This is a genomic window from Sphingomonas sp. Leaf4 (assembly GCF_920939515.1).
Taxonomy (GTDB): Bacteria; Pseudomonadota; Alphaproteobacteria; order Sphingomonadales; family Sphingomonadaceae; genus Sphingomonas.
In genome coordinates this window covers 109,404-124,954 of sequence record NZ_CAKLBB010000009.1, presented here as the reverse complement: position 1 = coordinate 124,954, position 15,551 = coordinate 109,404, and the positions used below count along the sequence as shown (strand labels likewise).

Sequence of the window (15,551 nt, the reverse complement as noted above, 5' to 3'; positions counted from 1 at the left end):
ACCCCGGCCTGCGCCGGGGTTTGATGCCTGCGGCATCAAATCTTCCACCCGCTGTGGATCGCGACCAGCCCGCCCATGATCGGCTCCACCCGCGTCCGCACGAAGCCCGCCTCGCCGATCATCGCCTCGAACGTCGGCATGTCGGGGAAACGCCGGATCGATTCGATCAGATAGCGATAGCTGTCCTCGTCGTTCGCCAGCAGCTTGCCGAGCTTGGGCACCAGCTTGTGCGAATATTGGTCGTAGACATCGGCGAACCCCGGCCAGGTGACGGTCGAGAATTCGAGGCAGAAGAACCGCCCGCCGCGCTTCAGCACGCGGTGCGCCTCGCGCAATGCCTTGGGGATGTCGGTCACGTTGCGGATGCCGAACGCGATCGTATAGGCATCGAACGACTTGTCGTCGAAGTGCAGCACCTCGGCATTCTGTTCGGACCATACGAGGCCTTCGATCCCGCGCTTGGCGGCGCGTTCCATGCCGACACCCAGCATCGCCGGGTTGATGTCGGCGACGGTGATCGCCGCCCCCGATTTCGCCATGCGGAACGCGATGTCGCCGGTGCCGCCGGCCATGTCGAGGATCGTGTCGCTGAACTGCGGCTTCACCCGTGCGACGAACCGGTCCTTCCACAGCCGGTGCATGCCGCCCGACATCGCATCGTTCATCAGGTCGTAGCGCCCGGCGACGCTGGCAAAGACATCGCCGACGCGCTTGGTCTTTTCGGCGGGGGCTACCTGTTCGTAACCGAAGGATACCGTGTCGTTCATGGCGCACAGCCCTAGCCGCGCCTTGTGGCTGGAGCAAACCGAACCTAGCTTTCTTGTGAGCAGATTCGGTGCCGGCCCGCGCGCGTGCAGCGCGCCAAAAGGACCCCATGCCCGAACTTCCCGAAGTCGAAACCACCGTCCGCGGCCTTGCCCCGGTCCTCACCGGCCAGCGTCTGACCCGCGTCATCGCCAATCGCGCCGACCTGCGCCGTGCGTTCCCGGTCGACCTCGGCCAGCGGCTGACCGGCGCGACCGTCACCGGGCTTGCCCGGCGCGCCAAATACGGCCTGATCGATACCGATCGCGGCGACACGCTGGTCTTTCACCTCGGCATGTCGGGGCGCTGGCGGGTCGACCCGAGCGAACGGCTGGCGCACGATCATCTGGAGATCGACACGGGCAGCGGGCGGCAGGTGGTGCTGAACGATCCGCGCCGATTCGGCTCGATCGACCTGATGCCGACCGCCGAGATCGCCGCATGGCCGCCGTTCGCCGCGCTCGGCCCCGAACCGCTCGGCCCCGATCTTACGCCTGAGCATCTTGAAGCGCGATTCGCCGGGCGGATCGCCGCGGTGAAACTGCTGCTGCTCGACCAGCGGATCGTCGCGGGACTCGGCAACATCTATGTCTGCGAGGCGCTGAACATCGCCCGCATCGCGCCGACCCGCCCCGCCGGCCAGATCGCACCCGAACGACTCGCCGCCCTCGTCGATGCAATCCGCGCGGTCCTGCTGTCGGCGATCGAGGCGGGGGGATCGACCCTGCGCGACTATGCGCGCCCGGACGGCGAACTGGGCTATTTCTCCAAGCAATTCCGCGTCTATGGCCGCGAGGGTGAGGCATGCCCGTGCGGGGGCACCGTCGAGCGGCGAATCGACGGCGGACGCTCCACCTTCTGGTGCGCGACCTGCCAGCGATAGTTGACCGGCAGCGCACCATTCGCTAAGGGGCGCACCTTCACCGGACGGGTGTCTGCCCGATCGGTCCCTATTCATTTTCGATAGAGTCGAGGACGGCATGGCGAATACGCCACAGGCGAAGAAGCGTATCCGGCGCAATGCGCGTCGCGCGGAAATCAACGGAGCGCGGGTCGGCCGCATCCGTACCTTCGTGAAGAAGGTCGAAGCAGCGATCGTCGCGGGCGACCGCGAAGCCGCCACCACCGCGCTCGCGAGCGTCCAGCCCGAGCTGGCGCGTGGCGTCGCCAAGGGCGTGCTGCACAAGAACACCGCATCGCGCAAATTCTCGCGTCTGACGAAGGCGGTCGGCGGAATCGCCTGACCCCTTAACGTTGCCGCGACCTGATTACCCCGCCGGCGAGTGCGCCGGCGGGGTTTTTCGCGTGCCCGTTTCCGGCGCCGTTTACCGCTTGGAAACCCCTTGCGGATCGTTTCGGGAACACCGCGCCGGTTCCCACAAACCACCCCGAATCACGGGTCGAGGAAATGGCGGAATTTCAGGGATTCGGCTGATTCCCACGCGCCATGTCATCATAAGTTATTGATTTAGAACGATAAGAAATAAATCCAACGCAGTTCTGCGGCGCAGCGCGTGTCAACCGGCTTTATTTCGGTTTCGTGACTTGATCCCGATCCGCTCCCGTTCCTAAACAGCACTCCCGCCGCCGATCTGCGACGTGCGGGGCCCACGCCTATGCAAGCGTGCGGTCGTCCGCCGGGCGACCGAAGGGGGATTTTGAAACGATGGCCCTGTTGGCCGGGAACACGTGTTTTCCGGGACGGGAGAGGTGTGTCTGGTGACGATTGCGGTGGATCATGGTCAGGTTGAGGTCGCAGCGGCATGGGCCCGCGTGCGCCAGAACCTGCGCGTGTCCGCCGGGCAGCGGCTGTTCGACCGCTGGCTGAAGCCGATCGAACTGGTCGCCGACGACGACAGCGCGGTGATCCGCCTGACGCTGCCGTCGGCGTTCATGACCGACTGGGTCCGCAACCATTATGCCGAACGGCTGACCCACGCCTTCCGGGCCGAACTGCCCCATGTCCGCGAAGTGCTGGTCGAAACCGCCAGCCCGCTCCAATCGCGAATCGTCCCCGCCGCGCCGCTGGGCGAGTCGGACGATGTCGACTTCCCGCCCTATGCCCCGTCGATCGCGCCGCGCCCGGCGGGCGAGCGCCCGACTTTCGATCCGCGCTACCGCTTCGAGACGTTCGTCACCGCCGCCTCCAACCGGGTCGCGTTCAACGCCGCCCGCGCGCTCGCCGAACCCGGCACGCCGCGCTTCAGCCCGCTGTTCCTCCACAGCGCCACGGGCCTCGGCAAGACGCATCTGATGCACGCCATCGGCCACGCCTTCCTCGCCGCCGATCCGTCGGCCAGCGCGGTCTATCTGCCCGCCGAGCGGTTCATGTTCGAGTTCGTCGCCGCCATGCGCGCGCGCGACACGCACAGCTTCAAGGCCCGCCTGCGCGGCGTCGACCTGCTGATGATCGACGACCTCCAGTTCGTCGCCGGCAAGGACGCGACGCAGGAGGAATGCCTCCACACGATCAACGCCTTCATGGACGCCGGCAAGCGCGTGGTGATCGCCTGCGACCGCTCGCCCGCGCTGCTCGACGGGATCGATCCGCGCCTGATCTCGCGGCTGGGCGGCGGCCTCGTCGCCGACATCAAGGCCCCCGAGGAGGCGCTGCGCCACGCGATCCTCGCTGCCAAACTGTCCGATTCGCCCAAGGGGCTGGTGCCCGACGATGTGCAGGAACTGCTCGCCGGGCGGATTCGCGGCAGCGTGCGCGAGCTGGAGGGCGCGCTCAACCGCCTGCTCGCCTATGCGCAACTGACCGGCGACGTGATCGATATGCCGTTCGCCCACGCGACGCTTGGCGAGATGCTGGCGGGGCCGGCGCGCCGGGTGACGATCGACGACATCCAGCGCGCGGTGTCGGTACATTTCGAGGTGAAGCAGCTCGACCTGATCTCCGCCCGCCGCGCGCAGGCGATCGCCCGCCCGCGACAGGTGGCGATGTACCTCGCGAAGAAGCTGACGACCCGCTCGCTGCCCGAAATCGGCCGCAAGTTCGGCAACCGCGACCATTCGACGGTGATCCATGCGGTTCGCCGAATCGAGGAACTGCGCGGCGTCGACCGCGAAATCGACGGCGCGGTCCGCTCGCTGCTGCGCTCGCTCGAAGCGTAACGGCCACCGGCCACCGCCCACCACCATCGTCATTCCGGAAGGCCGGAATCCATACACGCTGACGATTCGACTCGATTCGCAGCGGTAGTGGCTCTGCGTGGTCCAGTAAAAGATGGGTTCACGCGGAGGCGCGGAGGCGCGGAGGCGCGGAGGCGCGGAGGCGTTGCGCCCGGTGCTACCGCACCCGCGCCAGCGGCCTCATCCTATCGGCGGCCGGAAGCACAGGCGTCTCCCGATCGCGGAGGGGCATGCCCGAGTCGCACCCCCTCCGCGCCTCCGCGCCTCTGCGCGAACCAAGCTTCTTACGTAATAACGTCCGGCTCGCTCCGCCCGGTATGCTCGCGAATCGACGCGACCGTCTCCGCCGCCGCCACCAGCGGGGCCAGCGCATCGCCAGTCGCCTGCGCCAGATCGCCCTCCGCCGGCTCATACCGTTCGATATACACGCGCAGCGTCGCGCCCTGCGTCCCCGTCCCCGACAGGCGGAACACGATTCGCGACCCGTCGGCGAACAGGATGCGGATGCCCTGATTGCGGCTGACCGACCCGTCGGTGCTGTCGTGATAGGCGAAATCGTCCGCCTCGGACACCGTCAGCGCCCCGATCGCCGTCCCCGGCAAGGTCGCCAGCCGCCCGCGCAGGCTCGCCATCAGCGCATCGGCCCCGACCTGCGCGACCCCCTCGTAATCATGCCGCGCATAATAGTTGCGGCCATAGCGCGCCCAATGGTCGGCCATGATCTCCGCCACCGGTTGGCGCCGGACCGCAAGGATGTTGAGCCACAGCAGGACCGCCCACAGCCCGTCCTTCTCACGGACGTGATTCGATCCGGTCCCCGCGCTTTCCTCGCCACAGATGGTGACGAGGCCGGCATCGAGCAAATTGCCGAAGAACTTCCACCCGGTCGGCGTCTCGTACAGCGGCACGTCCAGCGCCTGCGCGACCCGATCGGCGGCGGCCGACGTCGGCATCGACCGCGCGATGCCGGCAATGCCATCCTTGTACGCCGGTGCGAGGTGCGCGTTCGCCGCCAGCACCGCGAGCGAATCGGACGGGGTGACGAAGATGCCGCGCCCGATGATAAGGTTGCGGTCGCCATCGCCATCCGACGCCGCGCCGAAATCGGGGGCATCCGCGCCCATCATCCGCTCGTAGAGTTCGTGCGCATGGACCAGATTGGGGTCGGGATGATGCCCGCCGAAGTCGGGCAACGGGGTAGCGTTGACCACCGAACCGGGGGCCGCGCCCAGTCGGCGTTCGAGAATCTCGGTCGCGTACGGCCCGGTTACGGCGCTCATCGAATCGAACGACAGCCGGAACCCGCCCGCGATCAGCGCGCGAATCGCGTCGAAGTCGAACAGCCCTTCCATGCACTCGGCATAATCGGCGACCGAATCGATCACCTCGACGGTCATGCCGTCGACCATCTGCTCGCCGGGCGAATCGAGATCGACGTCGCCGGCGTCGCTGATGACGTACGCATCAATCTCCAGCGTGCGGGCATAGAGCGCGTCGGTGAAGCTCTCGGGCGCGGGGCCGCCGTTCGACACATTGTACTTGATGCCGAAATCCTCGTCCGGCCCGCCGGGATTATGGCTGGCCGAGAGGACCAGTCCGCCGATCGCACCGCGCTTGCGGATCACGTTGGACGCGGCGGGGGTCGACAAGATGCCGCCTTGCCCCACGATCACCCGGCCGAACCCGTTGGCGGCGGCCATGCGGATCGCGGTCTGGATGACCTCGCGGTTCAGATAGCGCCCGTCGCCGCCGATCACCAGCGTCGCACCGTCCTTGCCCTCGACCACGTCGAACACCGACTGGATGAAATTCTCGGCATAGCGCGGCTGTTGGAACACCCGCACCTTCTTGCGCAGGCCCGACGTGCCGGGCTTCTGGTCAGTAAAGGCTGAAGTGACGACGGTATTGCTGGGCACGAACATTTCCCCCGATGCTGCGAAACGGGGGATTCATTATCGCGGCGGCCTGACCTGCGACAGTTAATTCGCAGATCAGACCTGCAATCCCAATGCCTCCTGCGCCGCGCGCAACGTCGGCCGCGCCAGCGCCTCGGCCTTCGCCGCGCCTTTCGCCAGCGCCACACCGACCGCCGCCCGATCCTCGAGCAGCGCCACCAGCCGGTCGCGGATCGGCCCCAGCGTCGCTACCGCCAGATCGGCCAGCGCCGGCTTGAACGCGCCGAACCCCTGTCCCGCGAACCGGTCGAGCACGTCCTGCGACGTCTCCCCGGCAAGCGCGGCATAGATGGTGACGAGGTTGCGTGCCTCGGGCCGCTCGGCCAGCCCGGCGACCGCATCGGGCAGCGGCTCGGGATCGGTCTTGGCCTTGCGGAACTTGGTCGCGATCAGCTCGTCCGAATCGATCAGGTTGATCCGGCTCATGTCCGACGGATCGGACTTGGACATCTTGGCCGTGCCGTCGCGGAGCGACATGATGCGCGGCGTGTCCTCGGGAATCATCGGTTCGGGCAGCGGGAACAGCTCGACCCCGAAGTCGAGGTTGAACTTGGTCGCGATGTCGCGCGCCAGTTCCAGATGCTGTTTCTGATCCTCACCCACCGGCACATGCGTCGCCCGGTACGCAAGGATGTCGGCGGCCTGAAGCACCGGATAGGTGAACAGCCCGACGCTCGCGCCTTCGCGGTTCTTGCCGGCCTTGTCCTTCCACTGGGTCATGCGGTTGAGCCAGCCGACGCGCGCCGTGCCGCCCAGGATCCACGCCAGCTCGCTGTGCGCGGGCACCCGCGCCTGATTGAACAGGATCGACCGGTCGGGATCGATTCCCGCCGCCAACAATGTCGCCGCCATCTCGATCGTGTTCGACGCCATCAGCTTCGGGTCCTGCGTCACCGTCAGCGCGTGAAGATCGGCGAGGAAGAACAGGCAGGTATCGTCCGGTCCCATCCGGTCCTGCAACCGCACCCAGTTGCGGATCGCGCCCAGATAATTGCCAAGGTGGAGATTGCCGGTGGTCTGGATGCCGGAGACGACACGCATGGAAAGTTCCTTCAAGCGGCGCGCCGCCGCAGCAGCGCGCGAAGATCGGTCAGCCGGAACGCTCCGGTGAGCATGCAGGCAAGGCCATAGACGACCGCCCCGGCCCCGACGAGTGCGGCCATGCCGATGATCCGGGTCAGCACCGCGCCGGTGGTCCATGGCGCGACCAGCCGGTCGGCGAAGAACAGCGCCGCGCCCATCAGCAACGCGGCGACCGCGAAGCGCGGCAGCCGGTGGGTGAGCTGGCGGTCGAGCGTGAAATGCCCCCGCCGCCGCAGCGTCGTGTAGAGCATCGCGACATTGATCCACGCCGAAATCGCGGTGGCGAGCGGCGGGCCGACATGGGCGATCGTCGGGATCAGCGCTAGATTGAACGCGATGTTCACTCCGATCGCGATCATCGCGAATCGCACCGGTGTGCGCGTATCCTGTCGCGCATAAAAGCCCGGGGTCAGCACCTTGATGAGCACATAGGCCGGCAGCCCGAGCGAAAAGGCGGCGAGCGCCTGCGCGCAGCGCGCCGTATCTTCCGGCCCGAACGCGCCATGCTGGAACAGCGCGCGGATGATCGGTTCGGCGACGGTCAGGAAGGCGATGGTCGCGGGCAGGGTGAGAAGCAGCGCCAGCTCGATCCCCCGGTTCTGCGTATCCATCGCCCCGGCATCATTCTTTGCCGACAATTGCCGCGAGATGGTGGGCAGCAGGATAGTGCCAAGCCCGATACCGATCAGCCCCAGCGGCAACTGGTTCAGCCGGTCGGCATAATAGATGTACGAGATCGATCCTTCGCCCAGCAGCTTGCCCGACAGCGCGGTCGAAATGACGAGGTTGACCTGCATCGCCCCCGCGCCGATCGCGGCGGGCACGATCAGCCGCAGCATCCGCCGCACGTCGTCGGTCATCCGCGGCCGGCGGGGCTTAAGCGACACGCCCGACCGGCGACAGGCAAGGATCAGCCAGCCGAGCTGCAACGCGCCGCCCGCCGTCACCGACCACGCCTGTACCCGCGCGGTCGCATACGGGTCGGGACCGTGGAAGAACAGCAGCCCGGCGACCATCGCCACGTTCAGCAGGATGGGAGCGGCGGCATTCACCCAGAATTTGTCGAGCGAATTGAGGATCGCGCCCAAGAGCGACACGATCGAGATCATCAGCAGATAGGGGATGGTGATCCGCGACAGCGTAACCGCAAACGCGAACTGCTCCGGCGTCGGATCGTTGAACCCGCCCGACAACACCCACGTCAGCGGCCACGCCGCGATCAGCATCACCACCGTCGCGGCGATCAGTACCGGCAGCAGTACCGACAGCACGTCGCGCGCAAAGGCGAGTGCCACGGGCAGGCCCTTGTCCGCGCCGGCCGCATCGCCTTCGGCCACCTTCTGGTTGAATAGTGGTACGAAGGCGGCGTTGAACGCCCCTTCGGCGAACAGCGCGCGGAACATGTTGGGCAGGCGGAACGCGACGAGGAACGCATCCGAGGCGAACCCCGCGCCGACGAATGTCGCCTGCAACGAATCGCGCCCCACCGCCAGCACCCGGCTGGCGAGCGTCAGCCCGCCGACCGAACCCAGCGATTTCGCCAGTTTCATGGCAATCGTTCCGCCGCCGCGCCGCTGCTATCAGGCGTGGCCGGCGACCTCGCCGATCGCGCCCTGCCCATTGGCCTGCGAGACATAGAGCTGCGCGAAGTCGATCGGCTCCAGCATCAGCGGCGGGAAGCCGCCGTCGCGCACCGCATCGGCCAGCACGCGGCGGGCGAAGGGGAACAGGATGCGCGGCGCTTCGCCGAGCAGGAACGGCTGGAGATGCTCTTCGGGAATGTTGCGCAGCGCGAACAGCCCGGCGAACGACAGGTCGACGAGGTACATGACCTGTCCGTCGATCTCGGCGCGCGCCTCGATCTTGAGCACGACCTCGTTCACGCCGTCGCCGACCTGCGCCGCGCCGATGTTGAACTGCACGTCCAGCTTGGGCTGGCCGGGGATCTGGTACACGCCGGGCGCGTTCGGATTTTCGAACGACAGGTCCTTCACATATTGGGTGATGACGTTGACCGACGGCTGGCCATCGTCGTCGCCTTGAAAGCCCTGGGGGTCGATGGCGTCGTTCTGTTCGTCCATTCGGTGTTCCTGACCGGTCGGGCGGAAAGCTTTGCCGCTTGCCGCGTTCTATACTGCTGGCGCGACTAGCAGCGGCGCGGACGCGATTCAACGGGTCGGCCGGCGCAAACATCGTGTCCGCGTGACGGCGTTTGAAACACTGCCCGATCGGGCCTATGTCGGGTGGATGGAAGGAACTGAAGGCATGCTCGTTTTTGTCGTCCTGCTCGCGATGGTCGCCGCGTTTCTCGCGATGCGGCTCTACGCCGTCCTCGGCAAGCGCACCGGGGCCGAACCGCTGCCACGCGCGGCGGAGGAACGGCTCGGCACGCCGCCGGTCGCCCGCCCGGTCGAGGTGCAGGGCGAGCCCCGCGCCATCGGCCCGCGTCAGGTGGATGCCGGCGCGGAGAACGGCCTGCGCGCGGTGATCGCCGCCGATCCCTCGTTCGACGTTGCGCAGTTTCTCGACGGCGCGAAGTCGGCCTATCGCATGATCCTCGAAGCCTATTGGAAGGGCGACCAGGACTCGCTCGAATGGCTGACCGAACGCGAGGTGCGCGACGCCTTCGTCGAAGCGATCGCCGAGCGTACCGCCGCCGGGCATGTCCTCGACAACCGGCTGGTGACGATCGAACGCGCCGCCGTCACCGAAGCCTCGGTCGAGGCCGGTGTCGCCCGCATCACCGTGCGTTTCGATGCCGACATCGCGTCGATCACCCGCGATGCCGATGGCACGATCATCGCCGGGTCGATGTCCGACGCGGTCGAGACGCATGACATGTGGACCTTCGCCCGCGCGGTGCGCAGTGCCGATCCGAACTGGAAACTCGCCGACACCGACGAAGCCTGATCGGAATGCACCGGGGGGGATGGGCGGCATTTGCCGTAGCACTGCTGCTGGGCGGCTGTTCGAACGCGATCGTGCCGCGCGGCGCCGAGACGATCGGCGCGCGTCCGGCACCCGATCGCCCGCCGACACGCGATACCACTCGCGCGCCGGTCATGCGGCCGGTGCCGGTGCGCCAGCCAACCGCCGCCGTACCGCTACCCCCGGTACTGGGCGTCACGCCCATCGCCGGGGCGACGACCGCCGCCGCTGCCGGCGTGGTCGCCGGTCCGCCGGTCGCTACGCTGCCGATCACCGAGGATACCGCCACGCGGGCGCTGTCTGCCTTCCGCACCAGTTGTGCCTCGCTCGTCCGTCGCACCGATCCAACCGGGCTGACGCGCGGCGCCGACTGGCAGCCGGCATGCGACGCCGCCCGCGTTACCGACCCGGCCGATGCCCGCGCCTTCTTTGCCCGCTGGTTCGAAACGGTGCAGGTCGGCGACGGCAAGGCGTTCGCCACCGGCTATTACGAACCCGAAATCCACGGCGCACGCACCCGGCGCAACGGCTATGAAACCCCGATCTACGGCGTCCCCGCCGATTTGATCGAGGTCGACCTCGGCCTGTTCTCGACCGACCTCAAGGCTAGGCGCATCCGTGGCCGCGTCGATGGCAGCAAGTTCGTGCCCTATTATGATCGCACCGCGATCGAGGAAGGGGCGCTGGCCGGACGCGGGCTGGAGATCGGCTGGGCTGCCGATCCGGTCGAAATCTTCTTCCTTCAGGTCCAGGGATCGGGACGGTTGCTGCTGCCCGATGGCGGCGTCATGCGCATCGGCTATGCCGGGCAGAATGGCCGCGACTATACCGGCATCGGCAAGCTGATGAAGGATCGCGGGCTGCTCGCCCCCGGACAATCGTCGATGCAGGGCATCATGGCATGGCTCCGCGCGAATCCCGAAGAGGGCCGCGCGATCATGCGCGAGAACAAGAGCTTCGTGTTCTTCCGCGAACTGACCGGTCCCGGTCCGCTGGGCGCGATGGGCCTGCCGGTGGTGGGGCAGGGGAGTGCGGCGGTCGACGTGAAGTTCGTACCACTGGGCGCACCGGTGTTCCTGTCGATGGACCGCACCGATGCCACCGGCCTGTGGATCGCGCAGGACACCGGCGGCGCGATCAAGGGCGCCAATCGCTTCGACACCTTCTGGGGCGCGGGCGACGAGGCGCGCGCGATCGCCGGCGGCATGAGCGCGCGCGGCACCGCCTTCCTGCTGCTCCCCCTCGGCACGCTCGCCCGGATCGGCAGTGGCACCCAGACGCCTTGATCCGGCCGAGGCGGCGCTATGGGCACGGGTGGTATCGGCGATCAAGCCGCTCCACCCGGCTCGCGTCGCGCCGCTCCCGCTCGCTCGCCTCGAAAAACACGGCGCCCCCGCGCCCAAACCGGTCCGCGCGCCTGTCGCTCCCGCACCCGTCGCTCCGACGCGCGCGCGCCAGCCGGGGCCGACGCTCGACGCAAGCTGGGACCGGCGAATCGCCCGCGGCATGGTCATCCCCGATTCGACACTCGACCTGCACGGCCACACGCTGGCCTCGGCGCACGGGCTCCTCGATCAGGGGCTGGCGCGATCGATCCAGCGCGGCGACCGCGTGCTGCTGCTGGTGACGGGCAAGCCGCCGCGCCCCGATTCGGAACGGCCCCATGCGCGCGGCGCGATCCGCTCGGCGATCACCGACTGGATATTGGCCGGCCGCCACGCCGACCGCGTCGCCTCGATCCGCCCCGCCCACCCCCGCCACGGCGGGCAGGGTGCGCTGTATCTGGTGCTACGTCGCGAGCGGTGAGCCGCCCTCGCCACCGCTTCGTCGTTCCCGCGCAGGCGGGAACCCATAGACGCGACGGTCGCGAATCTTGCCGAAACGTCGGCGGCTATGGATTCCCGCCTGCGCGGGAATGACGAACGTCTGGGTAGCGCTTACCCCGCCAATCCCGCCACCGCGATGTCGGCATAGATGTCGACCAGCCGCCGCAGGTCGTCGACCGCCACCGCCTCGTCGACCTTGTGCATCGTCGCGTTCAGCAACCCGAACTCCACCGTCGGGCACAGCGCCGACAGGAACCGCGCATCGCTCGTGCCCCCGGTGGTCGACAGCTCGGGCATGATCCCGGTGTGTCGTTCGATCGCCCCGGCAATCAACGTCGAGAACGCGCCGGGCGGCGTCAGGAACGCCTCGCCCGACACCCGCCCTTCGACCACCGCCTCCGGGGCATGCGCCTGCACGACCGAGCGCACCCGCTCGATCAGGTCGTGCCCACGGTGTTCGTCGTTGAACCGGATCGACAGCCGCGCGCTCGCCTGCGCCGGGATCACGTTGGTCGCCGGATTGCCGACCGTGATGTCGGTGATCTCGATGTTCGACGCCTGAAACCACGCATTGCCGGTATCAAGCGTCACCGCATCAATCGCCGAGAGCGCCGCGACCAGCCTCGGCACCGGATTGTCGGCCAGATGCGGATAGGCGACATGCCCCTGCCGCCCGGGCACGGTGATCCAGATATTGACCGACCCGCGCCGTCCGATCTTCACCATGTCGCCCAGCCGCACCTGCGACGTCGGCTCGCCGACAAGGCACAGGTCGGGGGCTAAGCCACGCGCGCGCATCCGGTCGATCAGCGCGCGCGTGCCGAACACCGCCGGCCCTTCCTCGTCGCCGGTCAGGATCAGGCTGACGATCCCCGCCTCGGCCGGCACCCGCGCGGCGGCGGCGATGAACGCCGCGACCGCGCCCTTCATGTCCACCGCGCCGCGCCCATGCACCAGCCCACGCTCGACCCGCCCGTCGAACGGCCCGCCCCGCCAGCCCTCGCCCGGCGGCACCACGTCGAGGTGGCCGGCAAAGGCGAAATGCCGTCCGCTGTCCCCCCGCACCGCCAGCAAATTCTCGACCGGCCCGTCGGGCGCCTCACCGACGATGAAGCGGTCGACATGGAACCCCAGCGGCACCAGCGCCGCTTCCGCCACGTCGAACACCGTGCCGATCGCGGGAGTCACGCTCGCGCAGGCGAGCAGGCGGCTGGTCAGGTCGACGACATCGGGCTGGATCATGGGGAGCGCTGATCGCGCAAGCCGCGCCGTTGTGCAATGCCGCGAGTTGCCGTGCGCGGCGCCCACCACTACGGCACATCCATGCGGGTCTTGTTCGTCATCCTCGCCGGACTCCTGCTCGTGCCCGGCTGGTCGGGGTCCGAACGATTGCCGCTGCTGCGCCCCGGCGCGATGGCGATCCGCGCGACGCCGGTAGCGATCGATCGCGGCGGCAACCGGCGGGTCGGCGCGCTTACCTATCTGGGCGGGGTCCAGCTTCACAGCGATGATCCGGCGTTCGGCGGCTTCTCGTCGATGCACGTCGCGGGCGACCGTTTCACGCTGCTGTCCGACGGCGGCGGCCTCGTCCGCTTCACGATGGGGCGCGACTGGCGCATCCGCGACGCCAGCGCTGCCGAACTGCCCGGCGGTCCCGGCACCGGCTGGCAGAAACAGGACCGCGACAGCGAATCGATGGCGGTCCGCCCCGACGGCAGCGTCCTCGTCGGCTTCGAGCGCGCCAATGCGATCTATCGCTACGACGCCGGCTTCACCCGGACGCTCGCGTCGGTCCGCCCGCGCGGCATGCGCAAATGGTGGGAGAACAGCGGCCCCGAATCCATGGCGACGCTGCCCGACGGCACGACGCTGGTGTTGAGCGAAAGCCATATGCTCCCGCGCAAGCCGGGCTTCTCCGCGCTGCATTTCCTCGGTGACCCGACCCGGCCGGGCACGCGCTGGTATCGCTTCCAATATGTCGCCGACAAGGGCTGGAGCGTCACCGACGCGGCGGCGCTGCCCGATGGCCGGCTATTGGTGCTGTTGCGCGACTTCGACCCGCGTCAGCTCTTCACCGCGCGGCTACAGATCGCCGACCTGACGCAGCTTCGCCCCGGCGCGGTCATTCGCGGCCGCACCATCGCCCGGTTCGAGGGGGCCGTCGCCCACGACAATTTCGAGGCGCTGTCGCTGGAGATCGAGAACGGCCGCCCGATTCTGTGGATCGCCTCCGACGACAATCAGCAATTCTGGGAACGCTCGCTGCTGCTCAAGTTCCGCGTCGACCTGCCCTGATACAGCACACACACCAAAACCCCCGAGCGGCGACACCGCTCGGGGGTTTTGGTACTTGTCGAACGTCGAGAAGATCAGGCGGCGGTTGCCGTCGCCGCCTTCTTCACGTCACGCTTCAGGCGGCGGGCGCGCAGCGACAGATCGTCGTCGCTGGTCTTGAGCAGCCAGTTGTCGAGGCCGCCGACATGCTCGACCGAGCGCAGCCCGTGGGTCGACACGCGCAGCCGGATCGAACGCGCCAGCGCATCCGACATCAGCGTGACGTTCTGCAGGTTCGGCAGGAACGTGCGCTTGGTCTTGTTGTTGGCGTGGGAAACATTGTGACCCACCTGCCGGCCCTTGCCGGTCAGTTCGCAGATGCGCGACATGATCGTTGATCCTGATTCTTGGGCAGGGGCAAGTCCCCCGGAAAGACGGCGCGGATAGCGATTACCGGGCCCCGCGTCAACCTGTCGCGGACCGGTGCAACCCCGGCTTGAGCGATGCGTTGTTACGCTATCGATTCGGATCGGCATATAGTGGGAGGACGAGCATGCGCGCGATTTTGGCTATTCTGGGACTGGTGGCGCTGATCGGCGCCGGACTCATGGCGCTTGGCTTCATCAGCATCGACCAGACCCGCACCGCCGCACTCCCCAGCGTCAAGGTGGAGGGCGGACAGGCGCCGAAGTTCGACGTCGACGTCAGCAAGGTCGAGGTCGGCACCGTCAACCGCACGGTCGAAGTACCGGCGATCAGCGTCGAAAAGCCCGCCAACGCCAACTGACGCTCTGGCGCGCCGCCTGCCCGGATGGCAGGGCGGGGCGATGTTCGACGCCACGCCCATGGCCCACGCCCTTGCCGCCGCCGCCCAAGCGGCGGGCGCGGGCGAAGTGCCGGTCGGCGCGGTGGTGATGCGCCGGGGTGAGGTGGTGGCAGTCGCCGCCAATGCCCCGCGCGCCTTGTGCGATCCGACCGCCCATGCCGAAATCCTCGCGATTCGCGCGGCGGCGGCAGCGCTCGGGCAGGACCGGCTCGACGACTGCGACCTGTGGGTCACGCTGGAGCCCTGCGCGATGTGCGCCGGCGCCATCGCCCATGCCCGCATCGCCCGGCTCTATTACGCGGCGAGCGATCCCAAGGGCGGCGCGGTCGAACACGGCCCGCGTTTCTTCACCCAGCCGACCTGCCACCATCGCCCCGACATCTACGGCGGCATCGCCGAACGCGAGTCGGCCGATCTGCTCCGCACCTTCTTCGCCGGCCGCCGATAGCCTGCGGGAAATCCTGCTTCGTCAAATAGCAGAAATTTGGTTCACGCGGAGGCGCGAAGGGATAACCCGACACCGCCTGCACCCACCACACCTGCCATGGTCGTCATCCCGGCGAAGGCCGGGATCCATAACCGCAACGCCAGCGCTTCCTGCTTCGGCCTCGGAGAAGATGCGTTCCGGCCTGCGCCGGAAAAACGAAGCTCACCCCGCGCGACTCCGAAACTCCCGGCAACGCCGCGCCAACGACGGAAACCCAACGCAAGCCCCGGGCA

At 68.0% G+C, this 15,551-nt stretch carries 16 protein-coding genes; 9 read left to right on the top strand and 7 right to left on the bottom strand.

What is annotated here, in order from left to right:
• Positions 1-35 precede the first annotated feature (35 nt).
• Positions 36-767, bottom strand: a complete 732-nt coding sequence (locus LRA89_RS14960) for a class I SAM-dependent methyltransferase (protein ID WP_056492096.1) — start codon at positions 765-767, stop codon at positions 36-38.
• A gap of 107 nt (positions 768-874) precedes the next feature.
• Between LRA89_RS14960 and mutM the strand changes: the two genes are divergently transcribed.
• From mutM to dnaA, 3 genes are all read left to right on the top strand, one after another.
• Entirely contained in the window at positions 875-1,687 is an 813-nt protein-coding gene (mutM, locus tag LRA89_RS14955; protein WP_230771382.1) for a bifunctional DNA-formamidopyrimidine glycosylase/DNA-(apurinic or apyrimidinic site) lyase, read from the top strand.
• A 97-nt stretch (positions 1,688-1,784) separates the two neighbouring features.
• Complete coding sequence (rpsT, locus tag LRA89_RS14950) at positions 1,785-2,048, top strand: 30S ribosomal protein S20 (protein ID WP_055757092.1); 264 nt, start codon at positions 1,785-1,787, stop codon at positions 2,046-2,048.
• A gap of 475 nt (positions 2,049-2,523) precedes the next feature.
• The gene (gene dnaA, locus LRA89_RS14945; RefSeq protein WP_230771379.1) at positions 2,524-3,921 is read left to right on the top strand and encodes a chromosomal replication initiator protein DnaA; all 1,398 of its coding nucleotides are present in this window, start codon (positions 2,524-2,526) and stop codon (positions 3,919-3,921) included.
• 302 nt (positions 3,922-4,223) lie between these two features.
• Here dnaA and LRA89_RS14940 read toward each other — a convergent pair whose 3' ends face one another.
• From LRA89_RS14940 to secB, 4 genes are all read right to left on the bottom strand, one after another.
• Complete coding sequence (locus LRA89_RS14940; protein WP_230771377.1) at positions 4,224-5,861, bottom strand: alpha-D-glucose phosphate-specific phosphoglucomutase; 1,638 nt, start codon at positions 5,859-5,861, stop codon at positions 4,224-4,226.
• 69 nt (positions 5,862-5,930) lie between these two features.
• Positions 5,931-6,935, bottom strand: coding sequence for a tryptophan--tRNA ligase (trpS, locus tag LRA89_RS14935; RefSeq protein WP_055757088.1), 1,005 nt, complete (start codon positions 6,933-6,935; stop codon positions 5,931-5,933).
• A gap of 11 nt (positions 6,936-6,946) precedes the next feature.
• Positions 6,947-8,527: a murein biosynthesis integral membrane protein MurJ gene (gene murJ / locus LRA89_RS14930; RefSeq protein WP_230771375.1), complete on the bottom strand. Its 1,581-nt coding sequence runs from the start codon at positions 8,525-8,527 to the stop codon at positions 6,947-6,949.
• Positions 8,528-8,557: 30 nt separating this feature from the next.
• Positions 8,558-9,058, bottom strand: coding sequence for a protein-export chaperone SecB (secB, locus tag LRA89_RS14925; protein WP_055757085.1), 501 nt, complete (start codon positions 9,056-9,058; stop codon positions 8,558-8,560).
• Positions 9,059-9,242: 184 nt separating this feature from the next.
• On the opposite strand from secB, the gene LRA89_RS14920 reads away from it, so the two are divergent.
• The 3 genes from LRA89_RS14920 to LRA89_RS14910 are packed head-to-tail and all read left to right on the top strand — an operon-like array spanning position 9,243 to position 11,711.
• Positions 9,243-9,887 (top strand): Tim44/TimA family putative adaptor protein, encoded by a 645-nt coding sequence (locus LRA89_RS14920; protein ID WP_156349266.1) that lies wholly within the window; start codon positions 9,243-9,245, stop codon positions 9,885-9,887.
• 5 nt (positions 9,888-9,892) lie between these two features.
• Positions 9,893-11,191 (top strand): murein transglycosylase A, encoded by a 1,299-nt coding sequence (gene mltA, locus LRA89_RS14915; protein ID WP_230771372.1) that lies wholly within the window; start codon positions 9,893-9,895, stop codon positions 11,189-11,191.
• Entirely contained in the window at positions 11,172-11,711 is a 540-nt protein-coding gene (locus tag LRA89_RS14910) for a Smr/MutS family protein (RefSeq protein WP_055757080.1), read from the top strand. The genes mltA and LRA89_RS14910 overlap by 20 nt, the downstream gene beginning before the upstream one ends.
• A 131-nt stretch (positions 11,712-11,842) precedes the next feature.
• Here LRA89_RS14910 and dapE read toward each other — a convergent pair whose 3' ends face one another.
• The gene (dapE, locus tag LRA89_RS14905) at positions 11,843-12,973 is read right to left on the bottom strand and encodes a succinyl-diaminopimelate desuccinylase (protein WP_230771370.1); all 1,131 of its coding nucleotides are present in this window, start codon (positions 12,971-12,973) and stop codon (positions 11,843-11,845) included.
• Between the two features lie 81 nt (positions 12,974-13,054).
• On the opposite strand from dapE, the gene LRA89_RS14900 reads away from it, so the two are divergent.
• Positions 13,055-14,026 (top strand): esterase-like activity of phytase family protein, encoded by a 972-nt coding sequence (locus LRA89_RS14900; RefSeq protein WP_230771367.1) that lies wholly within the window; start codon positions 13,055-13,057, stop codon positions 14,024-14,026.
• Between the two features lie 74 nt (positions 14,027-14,100).
• Here LRA89_RS14900 and rpmB read toward each other — a convergent pair whose 3' ends face one another.
• The gene (gene rpmB / locus LRA89_RS14895; protein WP_055757074.1) at positions 14,101-14,394 is read right to left on the bottom strand and encodes a 50S ribosomal protein L28; all 294 of its coding nucleotides are present in this window, start codon (positions 14,392-14,394) and stop codon (positions 14,101-14,103) included.
• A 164-nt stretch (positions 14,395-14,558) separates the two neighbouring features.
• Between rpmB and LRA89_RS14890 the strand changes: the two genes are divergently transcribed.
• Both LRA89_RS14890 and LRA89_RS14885 read left to right on the top strand, forming a co-directional pair.
• Positions 14,559-14,792: a hypothetical protein gene (locus LRA89_RS14890; protein ID WP_056492112.1), complete on the top strand. Its 234-nt coding sequence runs from the start codon at positions 14,559-14,561 to the stop codon at positions 14,790-14,792.
• 58 nt (positions 14,793-14,850) lie between these two features.
• On the top strand, positions 14,851-15,279 hold the full coding sequence (locus tag LRA89_RS14885) for a nucleoside deaminase (protein ID WP_230771520.1): 429 nt from the start codon (positions 14,851-14,853) through the stop codon (positions 15,277-15,279).
• Positions 15,280-15,551: the final 272 nt, after the last annotated feature.

Bases quoted from the DNA above. Each gene is read 5' to 3' on its own strand.
- LRA89_RS14960 (WP_056492096.1), bottom strand. From the start codon at position 767: ATGAACGACACGGTATCCTTCGGTTACGAACAGGTAGCCCCCGCCGAA.
- mutM (WP_230771382.1), top strand. From the start codon at position 875: ATGCCCGAACTTCCCGAAGTCGAAACCACCGTCCGCGGCCTTGCCCCG.
- rpsT (WP_055757092.1), top strand. From the start codon at position 1,785: ATGGCGAATACGCCACAGGCGAAGAAGCGTATCCGGCGCAATGCGCGT.
- LRA89_RS14940 (WP_230771377.1), bottom strand. From the start codon at position 5,861: ATGTTCGTGCCCAGCAATACCGTCGTCACTTCAGCCTTTACTGACCAG.
- trpS (WP_055757088.1), bottom strand. From the start codon at position 6,935: ATGCGTGTCGTCTCCGGCATCCAGACCACCGGCAATCTCCACCTTGGC.
- murJ (WP_230771375.1), bottom strand. From the start codon at position 8,527: ATGAAACTGGCGAAATCGCTGGGTTCGGTCGGCGGGCTGACGCTCGCC.
- secB (WP_055757085.1), bottom strand. From the start codon at position 9,058: ATGGACGAACAGAACGACGCCATCGACCCCCAGGGCTTTCAAGGCGAC.
- LRA89_RS14920 (WP_156349266.1), top strand. From the start codon at position 9,243: ATGCTCGTTTTTGTCGTCCTGCTCGCGATGGTCGCCGCGTTTCTCGCG.
- mltA (WP_230771372.1), top strand. From the start codon at position 9,893: ATGCACCGGGGGGGATGGGCGGCATTTGCCGTAGCACTGCTGCTGGGC.
- dapE (WP_230771370.1), bottom strand. From the start codon at position 12,973: ATGATCCAGCCCGATGTCGTCGACCTGACCAGCCGCCTGCTCGCCTGC.
- LRA89_RS14900 (WP_230771367.1), top strand. From the start codon at position 13,055: ATGCGGGTCTTGTTCGTCATCCTCGCCGGACTCCTGCTCGTGCCCGGC.
- rpmB (WP_055757074.1), bottom strand. From the start codon at position 14,394: ATGTCGCGCATCTGCGAACTGACCGGCAAGGGCCGGCAGGTGGGTCAC.
- LRA89_RS14890 (WP_056492112.1), top strand. From the start codon at position 14,559: ATGCGCGCGATTTTGGCTATTCTGGGACTGGTGGCGCTGATCGGCGCC.
- LRA89_RS14885 (WP_230771520.1), top strand. From the start codon at position 14,851: ATGGCCCACGCCCTTGCCGCCGCCGCCCAAGCGGCGGGCGCGGGCGAA.